The 18,673-nt window shown below is 67.9% G+C and carries 22 protein-coding genes and 1 other RNA gene; 5 read left to right on the top strand and 18 right to left on the bottom strand.

The genetic code is table 11. From position 1 onward, the window contains the following. Positions 1-28: 28 nt before the first annotated feature. Entirely contained in the window at positions 29-631 is a 603-nt protein-coding gene (locus N440_RS14345) for an HAD-IA family hydrolase (RefSeq protein WP_133935484.1), read from the bottom strand. A 122-nt stretch (positions 632-753) separates the two neighbouring features. On the opposite strand from N440_RS14345, the gene azu reads away from it, so the two are divergent. Further along, on the top strand, positions 754-1,203 hold the full coding sequence (gene azu, locus N440_RS14340; protein WP_049456925.1) for an azurin: 450 nt from the start codon (positions 754-756) through the stop codon (positions 1,201-1,203). 101 nt (positions 1,204-1,304) lie between these two features. Here azu and hemL read toward each other — a convergent pair whose 3' ends face one another. Together hemL and thiE are read right to left on the bottom strand one after the other, a co-directional pair. Then, entirely contained in the window at positions 1,305-2,594 is a 1,290-nt protein-coding gene (hemL, locus tag N440_RS14335) for a glutamate-1-semialdehyde 2,1-aminomutase (RefSeq protein WP_133935483.1), read from the bottom strand. Positions 2,595-2,610: 16 nt separating this feature from the next. After that, positions 2,611-3,237: a thiamine phosphate synthase gene (thiE, locus tag N440_RS14330; RefSeq protein WP_133935482.1), complete on the bottom strand. Its 627-nt coding sequence runs from the start codon at positions 3,235-3,237 to the stop codon at positions 2,611-2,613. 34 nt (positions 3,238-3,271) lie between these two features. Between thiE and N440_RS14325 the strand changes: the two genes are divergently transcribed. After that, on the top strand, positions 3,272-3,496 hold the full coding sequence (locus N440_RS14325; RefSeq protein ID WP_006467103.1) for a rubredoxin: 225 nt from the start codon (positions 3,272-3,274) through the stop codon (positions 3,494-3,496). A 28-nt stretch (positions 3,497-3,524) separates the two neighbouring features. Here the strand turns inward: N440_RS14325 and N440_RS14320 are convergent, their stop codons facing one another. The 8 genes from N440_RS14320 to N440_RS14285 all read right to left on the bottom strand — a co-directional run bounded on the left by N440_RS14320 (position 3,525) and on the right by N440_RS14285 (position 7,674). Then, the gene (locus N440_RS14320; RefSeq protein ID WP_006467102.1) at positions 3,525-4,370 is read right to left on the bottom strand and encodes a SirB1 family protein; all 846 of its coding nucleotides are present in this window, start codon (positions 4,368-4,370) and stop codon (positions 3,525-3,527) included. Positions 4,371-4,533: 163 nt separating this feature from the next. Then, the gene (locus tag N440_RS14315; protein WP_008266483.1) at positions 4,534-4,977 is read right to left on the bottom strand and encodes a DUF192 domain-containing protein; all 444 of its coding nucleotides are present in this window, start codon (positions 4,975-4,977) and stop codon (positions 4,534-4,536) included. 20 nt (positions 4,978-4,997) lie between these two features. Beyond that, positions 4,998-5,645: a ribose-5-phosphate isomerase RpiA gene (gene rpiA, locus N440_RS14310; protein WP_133935481.1), complete on the bottom strand. Its 648-nt coding sequence runs from the start codon at positions 5,643-5,645 to the stop codon at positions 4,998-5,000. A 22-nt stretch (positions 5,646-5,667) separates the two neighbouring features. Next, on the bottom strand, positions 5,668-6,147 hold the full coding sequence (locus N440_RS14305; RefSeq protein WP_133935480.1) for an EVE domain-containing protein: 480 nt from the start codon (positions 6,145-6,147) through the stop codon (positions 5,668-5,670). Continuing rightward, positions 6,144-6,737, bottom strand: coding sequence for a 5-formyltetrahydrofolate cyclo-ligase (locus N440_RS14300; RefSeq protein ID WP_133935479.1), 594 nt, complete (start codon positions 6,735-6,737; stop codon positions 6,144-6,146). The genes N440_RS14305 and N440_RS14300 overlap by 4 nt, the downstream gene beginning before the upstream one ends. A gap of 83 nt (positions 6,738-6,820) precedes the next feature. Next, positions 6,821-7,006, bottom strand: a non-coding RNA gene (ssrS, locus tag N440_RS14295) — 6S RNA. Between the two features lie 153 nt (positions 7,007-7,159). After that, positions 7,160-7,456, bottom strand: coding sequence for a cell division protein ZapA (locus tag N440_RS14290; RefSeq protein ID WP_005410899.1), 297 nt, complete (start codon positions 7,454-7,456; stop codon positions 7,160-7,162). Next, positions 7,453-7,674 carry a TIGR02449 family protein gene (locus N440_RS14285; protein ID WP_005410898.1) on the bottom strand — a complete coding sequence of 74 codons (222 nt, stop codon included), beginning with the start codon at positions 7,672-7,674 and terminating at the stop codon, positions 7,453-7,455. The genes N440_RS14290 and N440_RS14285 overlap by 4 nt, the downstream gene beginning before the upstream one ends. Positions 7,675-7,825: 151 nt before the next feature. Between N440_RS14285 and N440_RS14280 the strand changes: the two genes are divergently transcribed. Both N440_RS14280 and N440_RS14275 read left to right on the top strand, forming a co-directional pair. Beyond that, a complete protein-coding gene (locus N440_RS14280) occupies positions 7,826-8,374 on the top strand; it encodes a UPF0149 family protein (RefSeq protein ID WP_008265035.1) in 549 nt (182 codons plus the stop codon). Between the two features lie 5 nt (positions 8,375-8,379). Further along, positions 8,380-9,702: an aminopeptidase P N-terminal domain-containing protein gene (locus tag N440_RS14275; RefSeq protein WP_133936036.1), complete on the top strand. Its 1,323-nt coding sequence runs from the start codon at positions 8,380-8,382 to the stop codon at positions 9,700-9,702. Positions 9,703-10,405: 703 nt separating this feature from the next. Here the strand turns inward: N440_RS14275 and pepQ are convergent. The 7 genes from pepQ to rph all read right to left on the bottom strand — a co-directional run bounded on the left by pepQ (position 10,406) and on the right by rph (position 17,654). Next, positions 10,406-11,737 (bottom strand): Xaa-Pro dipeptidase, encoded by a 1,332-nt coding sequence (gene pepQ, locus N440_RS14270; RefSeq protein ID WP_133935478.1) that lies wholly within the window; start codon positions 11,735-11,737, stop codon positions 10,406-10,408. A 75-nt stretch (positions 11,738-11,812) separates the two neighbouring features. Next, positions 11,813-12,187: a PilZ domain-containing protein gene (locus N440_RS14265; RefSeq protein WP_133935477.1), complete on the bottom strand. Its 375-nt coding sequence runs from the start codon at positions 12,185-12,187 to the stop codon at positions 11,813-11,815. Then, a complete protein-coding gene (locus N440_RS14260) occupies positions 12,184-14,466 on the bottom strand; it encodes a DUF1631 family protein (RefSeq protein WP_133935476.1) in 2,283 nt (760 codons plus the stop codon). Before N440_RS14260 ends, N440_RS14265 begins: the two co-directional genes overlap by 4 nt. 199 nt (positions 14,467-14,665) lie before the next feature. Further along, positions 14,666-15,892: a radical SAM family heme chaperone HemW gene (gene hemW / locus N440_RS14255; RefSeq protein WP_166671562.1), complete on the bottom strand. Its 1,227-nt coding sequence runs from the start codon at positions 15,890-15,892 to the stop codon at positions 14,666-14,668. A 57-nt stretch (positions 15,893-15,949) separates the two neighbouring features. Further along, positions 15,950-16,546 (bottom strand): RdgB/HAM1 family non-canonical purine NTP pyrophosphatase, encoded by a 597-nt coding sequence (gene rdgB / locus N440_RS14250; protein WP_133935475.1) that lies wholly within the window; start codon positions 16,544-16,546, stop codon positions 15,950-15,952. Further along, a complete protein-coding gene (locus N440_RS14245) occupies positions 16,543-16,932 on the bottom strand; it encodes a VOC family protein (RefSeq protein WP_133935474.1) in 390 nt (129 codons plus the stop codon). The genes rdgB and N440_RS14245 overlap by 4 nt, the downstream gene beginning before the upstream one ends. Then, positions 16,929-17,654, bottom strand: coding sequence for a ribonuclease PH (rph, locus tag N440_RS14240; RefSeq protein WP_133935473.1), 726 nt, complete (start codon positions 17,652-17,654; stop codon positions 16,929-16,931). Before rph ends, N440_RS14245 begins: the two co-directional genes overlap by 4 nt. Positions 17,655-17,778: 124 nt before the next feature. Between rph and N440_RS14235 the strand changes: the two genes are divergently transcribed. Continuing rightward, on the top strand, positions 17,779-18,639 hold the full coding sequence (locus N440_RS14235; protein ID WP_133935472.1) for a YicC/YloC family endoribonuclease: 861 nt from the start codon (positions 17,779-17,781) through the stop codon (positions 18,637-18,639). Positions 18,640-18,673: the final 34 nt, after the last annotated feature.

The raw sequence follows: 18,673 nt of genomic DNA, 5'->3' as shown, positions 1-18,673 counted from the left end.
GGCTGTAGAGCCGGGCCGATGCCCGGCTCTACAGGATTGCGTAGCGCTTCAACACCTTCCCCAACCCGCGCCCGTCGCGCACCGTTTCGGCGTGCAGGCCGGCCGCGCGCGCGCCGCGCACGTTGGCGAAGAGATCATCGAGGAACAAGGTGTGCGCAGGCGCAACCTGCAGTGCCTCGAGCACGCGCTGGAACACCCTCGGCTGCGGTTTGCGCAGGCCGAAATCGGCACTGCAGAACACGCGGTCCCGCAGCGCCGGGAACAGGTCCGGCAGCAGGGCCGGCAATGCCTCCACCATCAGCGCGCCGTTGTTGGTCAGTACCGCCATTGGTAGTTGCAGGGCCTGCAGCCGCTGCAGCACGGCCGCCTGCGGATGGCTGGCGGCCTGCCGTGCGGCCACCCAAGCGGCCACATCGACCGTCCTGCCCAGAAGCCCGCCCAGCTGCGCCAGATAGGTTGGGCCATCCAGTGCGCCACGGTCATGCGCGGCGTCCAGCCCGCTGTCGTACAGCGCGGCCTGCACGGCCTGCGGGGAAACGTCCAGCGCCTGCGCCAGGTGCAGCACGCGCTGCGCGCGCTGGTACTGCACCAGCACGCCATCCACATCCAGCAGCAACAGATCGATCCGCATCGGCCGAGCATGCCATTGCCATGGATGCGCGCAAACCCTGGAGCGTGCATGCGACAGACGGTCGCAGACGGGAGCGCATGGGCCTGCCTAGAATGACGTTTGAATCCGCAGGAGATGCAGCGATGAAGGCTTGGACGGTGGCGGTTGGACTGGGTGCGCTGATGCTGGCGCCATCGGCGATGGCGCGGGTCTGTGCGGTGAGCATCGACAGCACCGACCAGATGAGCTTCAGCAGCCGCGAGATCAAGGTTGCCGCCGACTGCAGTGCGGTGGACCTGACCCTGCGCCACACCGGCAAGCTGGCCGCTACCGCGATGGGCCACAACTGGGTGCTGACCCGCACGGCCGACTACCAGCCGGTGGCGATGGCGGGCATGCGCATGACCCTGGCCGACAGTTACCTGCCGAAGGCCGACAAGCGCGTGCTGGCCCACACCAAGGTCATTGGAGGTGGCGAGACCACGCGCGTGCGCTTCTCCACCCAGGGCCTGCAGAAGGGCGGCGACTATACCTTCTTCTGCTCGTTCCCCGGCCACTTCGCGATGATGAAGGGCAAGCTCGTCTTCGGTTGAAAAAAGGGGACGGAGGGGATTAAGTCGTTTGTGCACAAACGACTTAATCCCCTCCGTCCCCTTTTTGTGCCAACCAAGGTTGGCACCTACCGGGGCAGCACTCAGCCCTTGGCGGCCTTGAACGCCACGCGTGCAGCGGCCAGCGTCGCCTCGATCACGGCATCGTCGTGGGCGCTGGACAGGAAACCGGCCTCGTAGGCGGACGGTGCCAGGAACACGCCCTGTTCCAGCATCGCGTGGAAGAAGCGGTTGAACGCCGGGATGTCGCAGGCGGTGGCCTGCGCATAGGTCTCCACCTTCTCGCTGGTGAAGAACAGCCCGAACATCGCCCCCACGCGGGTGGTGGTCACCGCCACGCCAGCGTCAGCGGCTGCCGCTTCAAGGCCCGCGCACAGGCGCGCGGTGCGCTCGGCGAGGTCGGCGTGGAAGCCTGGCTGCTGGACAAGTTCCAGCATCGCCAGGCCGGCGGCCATCGCCACCGGATTGCCGCTGAGCGTGCCAGCCTGGTAGATCGGCCCGGCCGGGGCGATCTGCTGCATCAGCTCGCGGCGACCGCCATAGGCGCCCACCGGCATGCCGCCGCCGATGATCTTGCCGAAGGTGGTCAGGTCCGGGGTGATGCCGTAGTGCGCCTGCGCACCGCCAAGGGCAACGCGGAAGCCGGTCATCACCTCGTCGAAGATCAGCAGCGCGCCATGCTTCGTGCACAGTTCGCGCAGGTGCTGCAGGTAGCCCTCGCGCGGCGGGATGCAGTTGGCGTTGCCGACCACCGGTTCGATGATCAGGCCGGCGATGTCGTTACCCTGCTGTTCGAACAGGGCGGTGGCCGCGTCGAAGTCGTTGTAGGGCAGGGTCAGGGTCAGCTCGCTCAGCCCGGCCGGTACGCCCGGCGAGGTCGGCACGCCCAGGGTCAGCATGCCGCTGCCGGCCTTGACCAGGAACGAGTCGCCGTGGCCGTGGTAGCAGCCTTCGAACTTGACGATGCGGTTGCGGCCGGTGGCGCCGCGCGCCAGGCGGATCGCCGACAGCGTGGCCTCGGTGCCGGAGTTGACCATGCGCACCATCTCGCACGACGGCACCAGGCGGGTGATGGTCTCGGCCATGGTCACCTCGGCCGCGCACGGCGCGCCAAACGAGAGGCCGTTGTCGATGGCCTTCTTCACCGCCTGGCGTACCGCCGGGTGATTGTGGCCGACGATCATCGGGCCCCAGGAACCGACGTAGTCGATGTAGCGGTTGCCGTCGACGTCGTACAGGTAGGCGCCGTCGGCGCGCTCGACGAAGAACGGCTCGCCGCCGACCGACTTGAACGCGCGCACCGGCGAATTGACGCCGCCCGGCAGCAGCTGCTGGGCGCGGGAGAACAGGGCGTGGGACTTGTCGTGGTTCATGGGGCTTTCCTGGGTGTTACGCGAACTGGGCGAGGAGGGCGTGCTGGGTTGCGACCGGGTCTTCGGCGGCGAACACGCTGCTGACCACGGCGACCAGATCGGCGCCGGCGTCGATGATGGGACCCACATTGTCCGGGGTCAGCCCGCCGATCGCCACTCGCGGCACGCCCAGTGCGGCGCTTTGCCGCAGCAGGTCGGGGTGGGCGCGGCTGCTGGTGATCTTGGTGGTGGTGGGGAAGAAGGCGCCAAAGGCCACATAGCTGGCGCCGGCGGCCACGGCCTTTTCTGCATTGGCCAGCTGGTCGTAGCAGGAGGCGCCGATGATGGCCTCGGCCCCCAACAAGGCACGCGCGCTGGGGATGTCGCCGTCGGTGCCGCCCAGATGCACGCCGGCCGCGCCGACGGCCTTGGCCAGCACCGGGTCGTCATTGATGATCAGCGGTACGCCATGGGCAGCGCACAGGCCCTGCAGCGCCGTGGCCTGTTCCAGCCGCAGGGCGTCGCTGGCGGTCTTGTTGCGGTACTGCAACCAGGTGGCGCCGGCGGCCAGCAGCGGCGCGGTGCGTACCAGCAGGCGTGCGCTATCGGGTTCATCCGGGGTGATCAGGTAGACGCCGCGGGGCGCCGGAGAAGCTGAAGTCATCGATGGCTACCGGTGCGTGGGCCGCGATGGGACAATGGCGGCCCGTGAATCCAGCCCCGATTATCCGATGAGTGATGCCACCCCCACCACCTTGCGTACCTGGATGTGCGTGGTCTGCGGCTTCCTGTACAGCGAAGCGGACGGCCTGCCGGAAGAGGGCATCGCGCCGGGCACGCGCTGGGAGGACATTCCCGAGACCTGGACCTGCCCGGATTGCGGGGTGACCAAGGCCGATTTCGAGATGGTCGAGGTCGACTGACCGGACCGTTGGTCCACACACCGGTAAATCAATGCAGCCGCGGCATCGGTCCGCCGAGGTCGATCAGCTTCTCGCGCAGCCACTGCGCATCGCTGGCCTCGGGGTTGCGCTTCAGATACTGGCCCAGGTCATGACGGGCACCTGCCAGGTACTCCAGCTGCAGGTAGGCCAGGCCGCGGTCGCGCAGGGCGTCGTCCTGTTCCGGGGCCAGCTTGAGCAGGCGATCGGCGCTGCGTGCAGCGCGGTCCCACTCGCCGGCTTCGGCATAGACGCCGTGCAGGTTGCGCAGCATGCGCATCAGGATCGCGCGCGCCGGCGCCGGGTCGAGGATCTGCGCCAGCACCTGGTCGTCGGGCATCTGCCCCCCCAGGTGTGACTTGGCCCGCTCGCGCAGTTCGTCCACGTCCAGTGGCCGGCCACCGTTGAACGGGTCCATCACCAGCACGCCGTCATCCACCGGCAGGCGCACCAGGAAGTGGCCGGGGAAGGACACGCCATCAAGCGGAATACCCAGCCGGCGCGAGACTTCCATCTGCACCAGGGCCAGCGAGATCGGATTGCCCAGGCGCCGCTCGAACACCTGGTTGAGGTAGCTGTTGCGCGGGTCGTAGTACTCGTCGTGGTCGCCGCTGTAGCCCAGCTCGTCGAACAGGTGGCGGTTGATCGCCGCCATCTTCAACGGGCTGTTGTCGATGGCCTCCACTTCCGAGCGGAGGTGGTCGACATGGCTCTGGATCAGCGCGTCGTAGGTGGACGGCTGCAGATCGGGGTATTCATCGCGCGCGATCAGCAGCGCGGTCGGCAACAGCGGCAGCGCCTCGTCTTCGAGGTCGGCCAGTGCATCCCAGTCGGGGAGTGTGATCCGGTCCTGCATGAGCACAGACTGGCGTCATTCGTGGACGGTTTCAAGCGGTGCCGCGTGAAAAATTCAGGGGTCAGATCCCTTTCGCGTGCGAAAGGGATCTGACCCCTGCAGGGTTGCCGGCCAGCGGCCGGCACTACCGCGGGTGCCGGCCGCTGGCCGGCCGCATCGTTTACTACTCGATGCCCGGGCCGAAGGTCAGCGCGGTGCCGTCCTTCAGCTTCAGCTTTTCGGCCTGGCCGGCGTTGAGTTCCAGCACGTAGCGTGCCGGGCCGCCGCTGGGGTAGGGCGGGCACATGTCGCCGGCCGAGCACGGCGGCACGTCGCGCTGCTGGCTGACCAGCTTGCGCTCGTTGTCGAAGTACAGGATGTCCAGCGCGATCTTGGTGTTCTTCATCCAGTACGCCTGCATCTCTTCGCGGTCGTGGACGAACAGCATGCCGTGGTCGGCCGCCATCTGGTCGCGGAACATCAGCCCGCGCGCGCGGGTTTCATCGTTGGTGGCCAGCTCGACCTGGTAACGGGCGCCATCCAGCTCGACCCAGTGGCGGGCCGCGTCGGTGGCGCAGCCGGCCAGGGCCAGCAGCGGAAGCATCAGCAGCGAACGCAACAGCGACATCGTCAGGATCCTTGGAAGGGTCAGAGCACGACCGGCGGCTCGCCGCCGACGATCACCACGTCGGCGCGACGGCGCGCGAACAGGCCGACGCAGACCACGCCCGGCAGCTGGTTGAGCTCGCGCTCGAGCTTTTCCGGATCGGTGATCTGCAGGTTGTGGATGTCCAGGATCTGGTTGCCGTTGTCGGTGACCACGCCTTCGCGCCAGGTCGGCTGGCCGCCGGTCATGTCGCGGATCTGGCGGGCGACCAGGCTGCGCGCCATCGGGATCACTTCCACCGGCAGCGGGAACCCGCCCAGCACCGGCACCTGCTTGCTCGGGTCGACGATGCAGATGAAGCGCTCGCTGGCCTCGGCGATGATCTTCTCGCGGGTCAGCGCGGCACCGCCGCCCTTGATCAGGCACTTGTTCGGGTCGCACTCGTCGGCGCCGTCCACATACAGCGACAGGTTGCCGCTGTGGTTCAGCTCGATCACCTCGATGCCGTGCTGCTTCAGGCGCGCGGTGCTCTGCTCGGAACTGGACACCGCGCCCTTGATGCGGTGCTGGATGCAGGCCAGCGCATCGATGAAGTAGGCCACGGTGGACCCGGTGCCGACACCGACGATCATGCCGTCTTCGACGTATTCGATGGCTTTCTCGGCGGCCAGGCGCTTGGCTTCGGACATGGGAGAACTCTCAGGCAGGGAATCAGGATTTCTTTTCCAGCGACAGCAGCAGCTTCCACTGCGCGGCGGTCACCGGGAACACCGACAGGCGGTTGCCCTTGGCAACCAGCGGGAAGCCTTCGCCGAGCTCGTCGGCGTGCAGCTTGATCTCGTCCAGCGCGATCACCTGCTTGAGCTTGCGGTCGAAGGCCACGTCCACCAGCATCCAGCGCGGGTTCTCGCGCGTGCTCTTGGGGTCGTGGTAGTCGGATGTCGGGTCGAACTGGGTATCGTCCGGATAGGCCGCGCTGGCCACCGTGGCCAGGCCGACGATGCCCGGCACCTTGGTATTGGAGTGATAGAACAGGATGCCGTCGCCGACCTGCATGCCATCGCGCATGAAATTGCGCGCCTGGTAATTGCGCACCCCGTTCCAGGGTTCGACCTTGACCTTGGCCAGGTCATCGATGGAGAAGGCGTCCGGTTCGGACTTCATCAGCCAGTAGCGCTTGCGGGCGGTCATGCGTTCACGGGGGCAGCGGAGGGAAACAGGGTGCCGCCTTCGGTGCAGATCGCATCCACCGGCACGTCCCACGACGCCACCGGCAAGGACTCGACCTGCTGCACCGCGAACGCCGCACCGACCAGCCAGGGCGGCGCCGGCCGGTCATGGCGGAAGGCGAAGCTGCGATCATACCAGCCACCTCCCATGCCCAGCCGCCGGCACTGCGTGTCGAAGCCCACCAGCGGCGCCACCACCAGCGCCATCTGCGCCGGTTCCAGGGTGTCCTGCAGTGCGATGTCCGGCTCGGGAATGCCGTAACGGTTGCTGGTCAGCGGCTGCCCCGGCCGCCATGGCGCGAAGCGCAGCACGTCGCCGGCCAGCACCGGCAGGCAGTAGGTGAGGCCTTCGGGCAGTTGCAGCTGCCAGCGGTGCAGGGCGATTTCGCCGTCCAGCGCCCAGTAGCCGGCTACGGCGCCTTCGCGCGGGGCGAACGGCAATGCCAGCAGGGCATCGGCAAGTGATTCGGCGGCGGCGATGCGCTCAGCGGCGGAAAGGTCGCGGCGGCGTTGCCGCAGGTCGTGGCGCAGGGCCTGGCGCGGGTCGGTCATGGCAGCGTGCGGCAAGGATCAGCCGCCATTGTGCCGCAAAGAACAAGGGCGACGCCCGAAGACGCCGCCCTTGCTGGAATATTGCATTCTCCGCAATGTCGATGCATGCGAAACGACCTTGAACCCGGGGGCTCAAGTGGGAACGCTGGAGAACCATCGGGCTTCCCGCTACAAGGCGGACCTGCACTCCCGGCGCTGTCGCGCTCCCGGTGTCGTTCTTAAGGGACAAGGCGAATGTTTGCACATGCCGTCGAGTACCGCAGAGAACGCGTGGCCATTATAGCCAGCGCGCAGGATCTGGATAGGCCGTTCGTCGGCAACAGTCCGTGCCAATTCAGATATGCGAAAAGGGGACGGAGGGAATTAAGGCGTTTCCAGCACGGAAGGGGCGAATACGCCTTAATTCCCTCCGTCCCCTTTTTCTATGGGGTGCCGTCGATGGCGCGGTCCAGGCGCCGGTTCAGGTCGGCAAGCGTCTGCTGCAGCGCCACTGCCTGGCGGGCATTCTCGTCGCGCAGCAGTTGCAGTTCATGGGCCAGGTTCAAGGCGGCCAGTACCGCCACGCGGTCTACGGCGGCCATGCGGTTGCTGCCGCGGATCTCGCGCATGCGGGCATCGAGCAGGCGCGCGGCGGCCATCAGGCTGTCGCGTTCATCGCCACCGACGCCCACGGTGTATTCACGATCGAGGATGCGGACACTGACCGGTTCGGCGCTCATGTGTGCTGCTCCAGGGATTTGAGCCGGCTGATCATTGCTTCCACCCGCGAGCGTGCCTGCTCGTTCTTGGCCAGCAGCGTGGAACGCTCGGCCACCAGTTGTTCCTGCTGGTGGCGCAGGCTGCGGTTCTCCTCGGCCAGGCGCTGGTTGCGTTCAAGCAACGCCTCCACGCGGGCGGCGAAGTCCTGCAGCTGGGCAAGGGGATCGGCGGGTTCCATGCGGGCACGATAGGCAAGCCGGGCAAGGGCGGTCAAGCGTTGTCGCAGCAAGGCTGGACGGCCACGGGGAGGAGGCCGCCGGATTGCTACACTACGGGGTCTCACGGGCGCGCCGGCGCGCCCCGGGTTTCCTTTCCGAACGAGCCGCACGATGACTGAACTTCCCTCCGTCGACGACGTTAACCGCGCCAGCCAGGAACTGGGCCTGGGCGCTACCGCTGCCGAGCTGCACGGCGCGCTGTGCGGCTGGCTGGCCGCCGGCGGCGCCCCCGGCAACGACTGGCCGGCGCGCGTGCTGGCCGACGACAACCTGCCGCCGGTGGCCGCCGACAGCGTGCTGGGCCAGCTGCTGCAGGTCACCATCAAGCAGCTGGAAGACCGCGACTTCGCCTTCGAGCTGTTGCTGACCGACAGCGATGACGTGGCCGCGCAGGCCGATGCCATGTTCAGCTGGACCCGCTCGTTCCTGGGCGGTTTCGGGCTGGGCAGCGGCGGCCGTCGCCCGACACTGTCCGAAGAGGGCGAAGAAGCGCTGACCGACATGGCCAGCCTGGCCCGTGCCTCCAGCGAGGATTTCGAGGCCGGTGGCGATGATGACGACGACGCCCTGTCGGAGATTGAGGAATTCATCCGCGTGGCGGTGCTGCTGCTGCACGGTGACGTGGTGCTGGCCTCGCGCCATCGGCAGCGCCTGAACTGATGGATATCAAGCAGCGCACCGGCATCGCGGCCGGCGAATACAAGCGTCGCCGCCGCCAGCTGATGGACATGGCCGGCGAGGACGCGATCCTGGTGCTGCCGGCTGCGGCGGAGAAGGTGCGCAGCCTCGATACCCATTATCCGTTCCGGCAGGATTCGGACTTCCAGTACCTGAGTGGCTTCCCCGAGCCGGAAGCGGTGCTGGTGCTGATTCCTGGTCGTCGCCATGGCGAGGCCATCCTGTTCTGCCGCGAGCGTGATCCCGAACGCGAGGCCTGGGACGGCAGCCGTGCCGGCCAGGAAGGCGCGGTGGCGCAGTTCGGCATGGACGATGCCTACCCGATCGACGATCTGGACGACATCCTGCCGGGCCTGCTGGAAGGGCGTTCGCGCGTCTACTACCACTTCGGCCGCGATGCGGATTTCGACCTGAAGCTGATCGGCTGGGTCAACCGCGTGCGCTCACAGGTTCGCCATGGCGCGCAGCCGCCGCATGAGTTCCTGGAGCTGGGCCACCTGCTGCACGAACAGCGCCTGTTCAAGTCCGGTGCCGAAGTGGCGCTGATGCAGCATGCCGCGCAGATCAGCGTGCGCGCCCATCTGGCGGCGATGAAGGCGGCCAAGGCGGGAATCCACGAGTACGAGCTGCAGGCCGAGCTGGAACGCGTGTTCCGCGCCAATGATGCCGTTCCGGCGTACTGCAGCATCGTCGGTGCAGGCCGCAACGGCTGCATCCTGCACTACCGCGACAACAACGCGCGGTCGCGTGATGGCGAACTGGTGCTGATCGATGCCGGTGCCGAGTACCGCGGCTACGCCAGCGACATCACCCGCACGTTCCCGGTGAACGGCCGCTTCAGTGCCGAGCAGCGCGCGCTGCATGACCTGGTCGGAGAGGCACAGGCCGCGGCACTGGCGCAGGCAAAGCCGGGCGTGCCGTACGAGGCCGGTCACCTGGCGGCGGTGCAGACCCTGACCGAGGGCCTGCTGCGGCTGGGCCTGCTGAAGGGCACGCTGGAAAAGAACCTGTCCGAAGGCCTGTACCAGCGCTTCTACCGGCACAAGACCGGGCACTGGATCGGGCTGGATGTGCACGACGTGGGCGATTACCGCCTGGCCGGTGATTCGCGCCTGCTGGAGCCGGGCATGGTGTTCACCATCGAGCCGGGGTTGTACATCGGCGTGGACGACACGACGGTGGAGCCACGCTGGCGCGGTATCGGCATCCGCACCGAGGATGATGTGCTGATCACCGATGACGGCCATCGCGTGTTGACCGAAGGCCTGGCGCGCAGCGCTGACGAGATCGAAGCGTTGATGGCGGGGTAAGGGTTTCTTGGCAGGGCTTGCAGCCCTGCACCTGCTGAAACGCAACAGCAACGGCAGAAGCTGATATTCCGTGGGATGGCGGGGCGGTGTGGGTGGTCAGGACACGCCGTAAACCCATCCATGGGGGCTCGATGGCGCCATCCATGGCGCCAACGGTCCTGCCCACCCACACCGCCCCACCTCTGACAGGTTCACGCGGCGGTTGGTGGGTGCCGACCGTTGGTCGGCACATCTGTCAGATATCGAATGAATCATCCACGCATGGCGTGGATCTACTGGCCACTGCGGCTGTTGGTAGGTGTCGACCTTGGTCGGACACGCAGCGAGCGCAGCAAGCGACCCGCCTTGGACAGGTTCACGCGGCTGTTGGTGGGTGCCGACCGTTGGTCGGCACATCTGTCAGGTATCGAATGAATCATCCACGCATGGCGTGGATCTACTGGCCACTGCGGCTGTTGGTAGGTGTCGACCTTGGTCGACACGGAGCGAGCGCAGCAAGCGACCCGCTTTTGATTTTCATTTTCTTTTCCGTGGTTGGACGCGCGCAGGAAACTGTCAAAGGCCGGGCGGGTTGGGTTGGCAGGACCGTTGGCGCCATGGATGGCGCCATCGAGCCCCCATGGATGGGTTTACGGCGTGTCCTGCCAACCCACCCCGCCCGGCCAAGCGCGGCTTTTGCTCTAAGCATCCAACCACGAGGGGCTCAGCCGTTGGCCGCAGCAAACTCCGGCCGCGTCAGATTGTCCGCCTCGCCCTCGGTGCACAGCACTTCGTCCTCGATGCGGATGCCGCCATACGGACGGAAGAAGTCCACGCGATCCCAGTTGATCGCATCGCCATGGCCTGCGTCCTTCACTTCGTTCAACAGCATGTCGATGAAGTACAGGCCCGGTTCGATGGTCACCACCATGCCCGGCTCCAGCACGCGGGTCAGGCGCAGGTAGGGATGCCCCGCCGGGCGCTCGACGCGGCCGCCTTCGTCGCTGGCCGCGAAACCGGCCACGTCGTGCACCTGCAGGCCGATCAGGTGGCCGATGCCGTGCGGGAAGAACGCGGCGCTGACGCCGGTCTCCACGGCGGTCTGCGGCGACACCTTGATGACGTCGAAGTCCTTCAGTACGCCCATCAGCGAGAGATGCGCGTCCACGTGCAGCTGCTTGTAGTCGAAGCCGGCGCGCACCGCCGCGCACATCTGCTGCTGGGCGGCATCGACGGCGGCGATCATCGCGGCGAACTCGTCGTGGCCATGCGCGGCGTAGGTGCGGGTGATGTCGCTGGCGTAGCCGTGCGCGCTGGCGCCGGCATCGATCAGGAAGCTGCGCAGCGGCTGCGGCGCCTTGCGCCCCAGTTCGGTGTAGTGCAGCACGGCGGCGTGTTCGTTCAGCGCGACGATGTTGCCGTACGGCAGTTCATTGGCATCCTGGCCGACGGCCTGGCAGTAGGCCATGTGGATGCTGAATTCGTCGGCGCCATTGCGGAACGCGGCCTCTGCGGCACGATGGCCACGCACGCCCAGCACCTGTGCCTGGCGCATCAGCGCGATTTCATACGGCGTCTTGTAGGCGCGGTGCCATTCCAGGTAGTTCAACACCGGCGCTGGGTTGTTCGGTACGAATGCACCCAGCGTGCTCTGCGGCTCGCCGAGGATCGCGCAGCGCGACGGGTCGGCCGGCAGCAGCGCCAGCGCTTCTTCGGGCGTGCGGATGATGTGGATGTCGAAGTGGTCCACCCACCAGCCGCTCGGTGCATCCGGCACCACGTGCCAGTAATCGAAGGGCTGGTGGAAGATCACCGCCGGGCGCTTGCCGGGCGTGAACACGATCCAGCTGTTCGGCACGCGGGTCAGCGGCAGCCAGGCCTTGAACTGCGGATTCACCGCGTACGGGTAGTCGCGATCGTCGAACACCTGGTAGTGCAGGGTGCCACTGGGCACTACCAGGTGATCGAAGCCGCCGCGGGCCAGCGCCTGTTCGGCACGTCGGCACAGCACGGCCAGGTGGTCGGAATACAGGGCGCCGGGGTCTTGCTGGATCATTGCGGTGGCTCGACACGGAAAACGGCCCTAGATTCTGCCGCATACCGCGAAAAACCGCTGTGCCGGAACCGGCACTCAGGCCGTCGAAACCGGTCCCTCGTCGCTGTCTTCGCCCACCCATTGGCGCAGCAGCTGCCGATGTTCGCGTGACAGGGTGAGGAAGCGGAAGCCGGTCCAGCTCTGTCCCGGCACGTGCGCCGGTTCACTCCACAGCAGGTGCACGCCCACGTCGATGGCTTGCTGGTGGCCATCTGCCATCGGCAGCGGGAATCGCAACTGGTACAGCGCATCCTCGCGCAGCGGCACGCTGGCCAGCATCAGCATGCCGGTTTCGGAGACGTTGCCGAGGCGGCCCACCACGCTGTCGCGCATCTGGTCGGTGACCGGCACCAGGTCCGAGACCTGGCGGCGCGGTGCGCGACGGGTGTCCTGTGGCGGCTGGGTGTTCATGCAGGGGTTTTCCGGGTGTGGCCAGCGGCCAGGGCGCGCAGCGCATCGAGGCTGGCCTGCCAGGCACGATCGACCAGGCGGCCCTTGTCTTCGGTGACCAGCTGCGCGCGGCCCGCGCTGAGCTGGCGGGCAAGGGTATCCAGGTCGGTATCGGCGATCTTCTGTCCGCGTGGATTGACCATCAGCGCGTGGCCGGTCAGCAGGCTGTACCAGGACAGGCGCTGGCGGCGCAGCGTGCCATCGCCGGTGTCGATGTCGAACCAGCTGCCGAACGGCAGGGTGGACAGCTGCTGGTAGGCGGCTTCTTCGGCACTGCTGCGTGGCTCGGCGGGCGCGCCTGCGCTGGACGTGCCGGCATGCTCGCCCAGTCGCGCGCGCGCTTTCAGGCGGGCGCTGAGTTCGGTACGCGAGGTGCTCTCATCCTCGCCGCCGGGCGTGGCCAGGCGACGCGCGACGGCGGCGGCCTCCTCGGCGTGGTAGCCGACCTGCACCAGTGCCGCTTCCACCTCGGTGGCCAGCGCAGCGTCGGTGCCACCGGCAGCGTCCGCGGTCTGGGCGGTCACCGCCGCGATGCGCTGGGTCTGCTGCAGGCGTTCCTGCCACTGCGGTGAATCGTCACCATGGCGCAGGCGGGTCAATGTCAGGGCGTCGGCCCACGCCTGGCGCAGCAGAGTCTGCACGAAGCGTGGCGGCGCCTGCGTATCGCAGCACTGGTCGATCTGTGCACTGGCCTGGCGTCGTGCCAGGTCCAGGCGTTCCTTGCCGCGCGCGGCCTCAACGTGGCGGCGCTCGGCCAGCTCGGCGCGATGGGCGGCCGCGCGCTGGTGCTGCTGCACGTCTTCATTTGCGGCAGCGAAGGCCTCGGGTGTGCGCGCATCCTGGCCGAGCAGCCCCTGCACGCTCTGCGCCATGCGCTGCAGCAGCTGGGGGTCGACGTCATCATCGCCGAGCCAATGGGCACCGGCTTCGGCGATCTGGTTGAGCAGTTCGCGGGCGGGGTGCTCGTCACGCACGAAGAAACCAGGGTCGGCCATGGCCGCGCGCGCCAGCGGCACCTGCAGGCGCGCCAGCAGCGCGGCCGGTACCGGGTCGGGACGTTGCTGCTGCTGTACCTGCTGCATCAGCAGGCGCAGCAGGTCGAGATTGTCGCGGTCGTGGCTGCCCAGCTGGGCCTGCGCGCCATGTTCGCTGCGCAGCTGGGCGACTACTGCGCTCTGCAGGTCGGCAAGGCCGGTGGCGGCACTGGACTGGGCCTGCAGGCGTGCGAGCACCGCATCCACGGCGGCGCTGGGTACCGCAGCGGACGGCGTGGGCGCGGTACTGGCGTGCCGGGCCTGCTGCAGCAGGTCGTGCAGCGCACTGCCGGTGGAGGTGGTCAGCCCAGGCACGGCGGTGTCGCGGCCACCGGCGTCGCTGACCGCCTCCTGCACCAGGTTCGACCACGAGCCTGACGGTGCCGATCCGTTCCAGCCGGTCAGCGGCGCTGCCGGGGCGCGCTTGGCCGGCTGCGTCGCGCGGCCACCGCCGACGGAGTGGGTGATGATGCGTCGCGTGCTCGACGAACGCGCCAGGTAGGGCGTGTAGACCAGGCCGGGCAGAACGCCGTGCTGGGCCAGCAGCGCATTGGCGCGGTCTAGCACATCGCCCAGCCGTTCCAGCACCTGGCGTTCGAAGCTGCGATACAGCGCCAGCTGTACGTCGGCGCCGAGGGCGTCCTGCTCCGCGAGCCGGCGCACCATCGCGCACAATGCCTGCGGCGCCAGCGGCAGCGCGTCGGCCTCGAATGCCGGCGCCGCCGCCAGCACGCCCAGCCGTTGCCCGAGCAGGTTCAGGGCATTGGTCGAGCGCAGGGTTTCGCGCCGGATCATCTCGGTCAGCAGCAGGTCGCGGTCGACGTCATGCTCGGCCACCAGCGACAGCCCCAGCATGCCGGGCAGCGGCGGCGGGGTGGCCCCGGCGGGGGCTGCACTCGCAGGTTCGCGCAGGCGCGCCAGGGCCTCGGCAACGGCATCCAGCATGCGGTCGGGGAAGTGGCCGGCAAAGGCATGCAGTTGGCCGCGCTGGGCCATCAGTTCGGCCTGCTGCAGTGGATTGCGCGCGCGATCGGCGTCGTGCAGCAGGGTCTGTTCCAGCGCTTCGACGGTCAGGATCAGCGGCGCGGCCAGGGTCTGCCGGCACAGGCCGATCAACGCGCCCAGCAGTTCGCGCACCCGCGGCGGCAGGTCGGCCGCGGCCAGGCGGGCCTTGTCGGCAGGGGTGGGGGAAAAAACAGCTGACATCGGCGAGCGGTACCCGGATTCCCGCGGATCGATCCTGTGAATCTACCGTGTCGGCCGATGTCGGCGCTACTTTAGGGTGAATGTGAAATGCATCTGCCGGGCATGGCCCAGATGCGCGGTAGTGCCGGCCGCTGGCCGGCAACGCGATCCGCACCGGATTGCCGGCCAGCGGCCGGCACTACCCGTTACGGCGGAGGCCTTACTCCTCCAGGAACAGGCTCACCACATCGTTGGTGAAGCGGCGGCCCAGCTCGGTTGGCTGCACGTGGCCGTCCGCCATGTGCAGCCAGCCGCGCTGCACGGCGTCAGCCAGCGGTGCGTCCAGCACACTGCGCGGCAGGCCGGTGCGCGACTCGAAATCGCGCAGGCTGAAACCTTCATGCAGGCGCAGCAGGTTCAGCATGTACTCGAACGGCAGCCGCCCGGGTGCGATGACATCGTCACCGCCGAACGAGGCAGGGGTGCCTGCGCTGTCGAGGTAGGCCTGCGGATGTTTCAGTTTCCAGCGTCGCAGCACGTGCTCCTCGGCGCCGGAACTGATCTTGCCGTGCGCGCCGGCGCCGATGCCCAGGTAGTCGCCGAAGCGCCAGTAGTTCAGGTTGTGCGCACTCTGCCGGCCAGGGCGCGCGTAGGCGCTGACCTCGTACTGGCCAAAGCCGGCCTGTGCCAGCAGGGCCTGGCAGTGTTCCTGCATGTCCCAGGCGTTGTCCTCATCGGGAATGCCCTGCGGCGGCCGTGCGAAGAAAACGGTATTCGGTTCCAGGGTCAGCTGGTAATGCGAGATGTGCGCCGGCTGCAGTGCGAAGGCGCGCTCCAGATCGGCCTCGGCGCCGGCCAGGGTCTGTTCCGGCAGCGCGTACATCAGGTCGATGTTGAAATTGTCGTAGCCCGCGTCCTGCGCCATCTTCACCGCGCGTTCAGCCTCGCCACTGTCGTGGATGCGGCCCAGGCGCTTGAGCATCGCGTCGTCGAAACTCTGGATGCCGAAACTGAGGCGGTTCACGCCGGCCGCGCGGTAGCGGTCGAAACGGCCGTGTTCGGCGGTGCCCGGGTTGGTTTCCAGGGTGATCTCGGCATTGGGCGCGAAGCGCAGGCGCGCGCTGGCCTGTTGCAGGAAACGGTCGATCGCTTCCGGCGGGAACAGGCTGGGCGTGCCGCCACCGAAGAACACGCTGTGCACCACCCGGCCCCAGACCAGCGGCAGGTCCTGGTCCAGGTCACGCAGCAGGGCGTCGATGTAGGCATCGAACGGCAGCTCGCCCTTGGCCTGGTGCGAATTGAAATCGCAGTAGGGGCATTTGCGCACGCACCACGGCAGGTGCACGTACAGCGACAACGGCGGCGGCACCAGGCGCGGCGCAGTGTCGTGGTCGCCCGGGCAGGTTTCGCCGGGCAGGTGGTTGCAGTGGTCGTGGGGGTGCGGCATGGGCTTCATCGGTAGTGCCGGCCGTTGGCCGGCTTCCCTTGGGTAATCAGGAACGAATCAATACAGCGTGGCCAGCTGCTGCTTGAGCTGCTGCAGGGCGAGGGCGCGGTGGCTGATGGCGTTCTTCAGGGCCGTCTCCATCTCCGCGGCGGTCAGGCCGTGGGTGGTATCCAGGAACACCGGGTTGTAGCCGAAGCCGTTGCTGCCGCGCGGTTCGCGGGTGATCTGTCCTTCCCAGCGCCCTTCGCAGATCAGCGGCTGCGGGTCGGTGGCATGGCGCAGCAGGACGATCACCGCGTAGAAGCGGGCGCCGCGCTGGTCGTCGGGCACTTCGGCCATCGCGTCCAGCAGCTTGGCGTTGTTAGCCGCGGCATTGGTCGGTTGGCCGGCATAGCGCGCGCTGTACAGGCCCGGTGCACCGCCGAGGGCATCGACGATCAGGCCCGAATCATCGGCCAGCGCCGGCAGGCCGGTCGCTTCGCAGGCCGCGCGCGCCTTCAGCAGCGCGTTCTCGACGAAGGTCAGGCCGGTTTCTTCCACGTCGCCCAGGCCCAGCTCGGCGGCCGAGGTGATCTGCAACGGCAGGTCGGCGAGGATCTCCTGCATTTCCACCAGCTTGCCGGCGTTGTGGCTGGCCAGTACCAGTTTCTTCATTGGCGGGGCTCCAGCAGGTCCCAGGTGTTGCCGTACAGATCGCGGAACACCGCGACCGTTGCATAGGGCTCTTCGCGCGGTGCTTCCAGGAACTCGACCCCGGCGGCCAGCATCGCCGCGTGGTCGCGGTGGAAGTCGTCGGTGTTGAGGAAGAAGGCGACCCGGCCACCGGTCTGGTTGCCGATGCGGCTGCGCTGTTCCTCGTTGCTGGCGCGGGCCAGCAGCAGGGCGGCGGCGCTGCCGTTGGTCGGCCCGACCACCACCCAGCGCTTGCTGCCCTGGTCGATGTCTTCCAGCAGCAAGAAGCCGAGCTTGCCGGTGTACCAGGCGATGGCTTCGTCGTAGTCGGCCACCACCAGAGTGGTCAGGGCGATACGGCGGTTCATGCCGACAGCGCCGCCTGCTGCGCGTCCAGCAGTTCGCGCACGCCCTTCTCGGCCAGGCCCAGCAGGGCGTCCAGTTCATCACGGCGGAAGGCATGGCCTTCGGCGGTGCCCTGCAGTTCGATGAAACCGCCACCGTCGTTCATCACCACGTTCATGTCGGTATCGCAGTCGCTGTCTTCGGCGTAGTCCAGGTCAAGCACCGGGGTGCCGCGGTACACGCCCACCGACACGGCCGCGACCGCGCCCAGGATCGGGTTGCGCTTGATCTCGCCGCGCTTCATCAGCACGTTCACCGCATCGACCAGGGCCACGTAGGCGCCGGTGATGGCGGCGGTGCGCGTGCCACCGTCGGCCTGCAGCACGTCGCAGTCGAGGGTGATGGTGCGTTCGCCCAGCGCGTTGCGGTCCACGCAGGCTCGCAGGCTGCGGCCGATCAGGCGCTGGATCTCCAGCGTGCGGCCGCCCTGCTTGCCACGCGCCGCTTCGCGGTCGCTGCGGGTGTGGGTGGCGCGCGGCAGCATGCCGTACTCGGCGGTCACCCAGCCTTCGCCCTTGCCGCGCAGGAAGCCCGGCACGCGGTTCTCGACACTGGCGGTGCACAGCACGCGGGTTTCACCGAAGCACACCAGCACCGAACCCTCGGCATGGCGGGTGAAGCCGCGTTGGATGACGACCGGGCGGAGCTGGTCGGGCTGGCGGCCGCTGGGGCGGGAATCGGACATGGTGCAGGTTCCGTAATGGCGTGGGAGTACGCCGCCATGCCCGCGGCCTTCACGGGGCGGGCAAGGGGGCTCAGGTGAGGGCGCTAGGGTACCATTCCCCCTTTGCACGCACCGGACACAATCCATGATTCGAAGCATGACCGCCTATGCCGGCGGCGAGCGGGTCACCCCGTGGGGCACGCTGGGCTGCGAGCTGCGCTCGGTCAACCACCGCTTCCTGGAGGTCGGCACCCGCCTGCCCGAGGAACTGCGGGCGCTGGAGCCGCAGCTGCGTGAACGCATTGCAGCGCGCCTGAGCCGCGGCAAGCTGGATCTGGTGATGCGCCTGCGCGCGCCGGAAGCGGCGGGCAGCCTGCAGGTCAATGAGGTGCTGCTGGGGCAGCTGGGCCAGCTGGCACACCGGCTGACCTCCGATTTCCCCAACCTGCAGGTCAGCTTCACTGAACTGCTGCAGCTGCCGGGCGTGACCCAGGGCGAGGCCACCGACGCAGCGGCGTTGCAGGCCGAGGCGCTGTCGCTGCTTGATCAGGTGCTGGACGGCTTCGTTGCCGCCCGCGAGCGCGAAGGCGACAAGCTGTCCACGGCCATTGCCGAGCGCGTGGATGGCATCGAGCGCATCGCCGCCGAAGTGCGCACCCTGATTCCGGCCATTCGCGACGGCCAGCGCGCCAAGTTGGCCGCACGCCTGGCCGACCTGCCGCACCCGGTCGATCCCGGCCGCGCCGAGCAGGAACTGGTGCTGTGGCTGCAGAAGCTGGACGTGGATGAGGAACTGGACCGCCTGGGCAGCCACATCGTCGAGATCCGCCGCGTGCTCAAGCAGCGCGAGCCGGTCGGCCGCCGCCTGGACTTCCTGCTGCAGGAATTCAACCGCGAAGCCAATACGCTGGGCTCGAAGTCGGTGGACAGCCGCACGTCCAATGCCGCGGTGGAACTGAAGGTGGTGATCGACCAGATCCGCGAGCAGGTGCAGAACATCGAGTGAGACGGCAGGGGCGCCTTCGGGCGCCCCTCTTCGG

It is taken from the genome of Stenotrophomonas sp. CC22-02 (assembly GCF_004365115.1).
Taxonomy (GTDB): domain Bacteria; phylum Pseudomonadota; class Gammaproteobacteria; order Xanthomonadales; family Xanthomonadaceae; genus Stenotrophomonas; species Stenotrophomonas forensis.
This window is presented reverse-complemented; position numbering and strand designations above follow the sequence as displayed.

Excerpts from the sequence above, each read along its gene's own strand:
- N440_RS14345 (WP_133935484.1), bottom strand. The coding sequence starts at position 631 with ATGCGGATCGATCTGTTGCTGCTGGATGTGGATGGCGTGCTGGTGCAG.
- azu (WP_049456925.1), top strand. The coding sequence starts at position 754 with ATGAAGGCTTGGACGGTGGCGGTTGGACTGGGTGCGCTGATGCTGGCG.
- hemL (WP_133935483.1), bottom strand. The coding sequence starts at position 2,594 with ATGAACCACGACAAGTCCCACGCCCTGTTCTCCCGCGCCCAGCAGCTG.
- thiE (WP_133935482.1), bottom strand. The coding sequence starts at position 3,237 with ATGACTTCAGCTTCTCCGGCGCCCCGCGGCGTCTACCTGATCACCCCG.
- N440_RS14325 (WP_006467103.1), top strand. The coding sequence starts at position 3,272 with ATGGCGGCCCGTGAATCCAGCCCCGATTATCCGATGAGTGATGCCACC.
- N440_RS14320 (WP_006467102.1), bottom strand. The coding sequence starts at position 4,370 with ATGCAGGACCGGATCACACTCCCCGACTGGGATGCACTGGCCGACCTC.
- N440_RS14315 (WP_008266483.1), bottom strand. The coding sequence starts at position 4,977 with ATGTCGCTGTTGCGTTCGCTGCTGATGCTTCCGCTGCTGGCCCTGGCC.
- rpiA (WP_133935481.1), bottom strand. The coding sequence starts at position 5,645 with ATGTCCGAAGCCAAGCGCCTGGCCGCCGAGAAAGCCATCGAATACGTC.
- N440_RS14305 (WP_133935480.1), bottom strand. The coding sequence starts at position 6,147 with ATGACCGCCCGCAAGCGCTACTGGCTGATGAAGTCCGAACCGGACGCC.
- N440_RS14300 (WP_133935479.1), bottom strand. The coding sequence starts at position 6,737 with ATGACCGACCCGCGCCAGGCCCTGCGCCACGACCTGCGGCAACGCCGC.
- N440_RS14290 (WP_005410899.1), bottom strand. The coding sequence starts at position 7,456 with ATGAGCGCCGAACCGGTCAGTGTCCGCATCCTCGATCGTGAATACACC.
- N440_RS14285 (WP_005410898.1), bottom strand. The coding sequence starts at position 7,674 with ATGGAACCCGCCGATCCCCTTGCCCAGCTGCAGGACTTCGCCGCCCGC.
- N440_RS14280 (WP_008265035.1), top strand. The coding sequence starts at position 7,826 with ATGACTGAACTTCCCTCCGTCGACGACGTTAACCGCGCCAGCCAGGAA.
- pepQ (WP_133935478.1), bottom strand. The coding sequence starts at position 11,737 with ATGATCCAGCAAGACCCCGGCGCCCTGTATTCCGACCACCTGGCCGTG.
- N440_RS14265 (WP_133935477.1), bottom strand. The coding sequence starts at position 12,187 with ATGAACACCCAGCCGCCACAGGACACCCGTCGCGCACCGCGCCGCCAG.
- N440_RS14260 (WP_133935476.1), bottom strand. The coding sequence starts at position 14,466 with ATGTCAGCTGTTTTTTCCCCCACCCCTGCCGACAAGGCCCGCCTGGCC.
- hemW (WP_166671562.1), bottom strand. The coding sequence starts at position 15,892 with ATGCCGCACCCCCACGACCACTGCAACCACCTGCCCGGCGAAACCTGC.
- rdgB (WP_133935475.1), bottom strand. The coding sequence starts at position 16,546 with ATGAAGAAACTGGTACTGGCCAGCCACAACGCCGGCAAGCTGGTGGAA.
- N440_RS14245 (WP_133935474.1), bottom strand. The coding sequence starts at position 16,932 with ATGAACCGCCGTATCGCCCTGACCACTCTGGTGGTGGCCGACTACGAC.
- rph (WP_133935473.1), bottom strand. The coding sequence starts at position 17,654 with ATGTCCGATTCCCGCCCCAGCGGCCGCCAGCCCGACCAGCTCCGCCCG.
- N440_RS14235 (WP_133935472.1), top strand. The coding sequence starts at position 17,779 with ATGATTCGAAGCATGACCGCCTATGCCGGCGGCGAGCGGGTCACCCCG.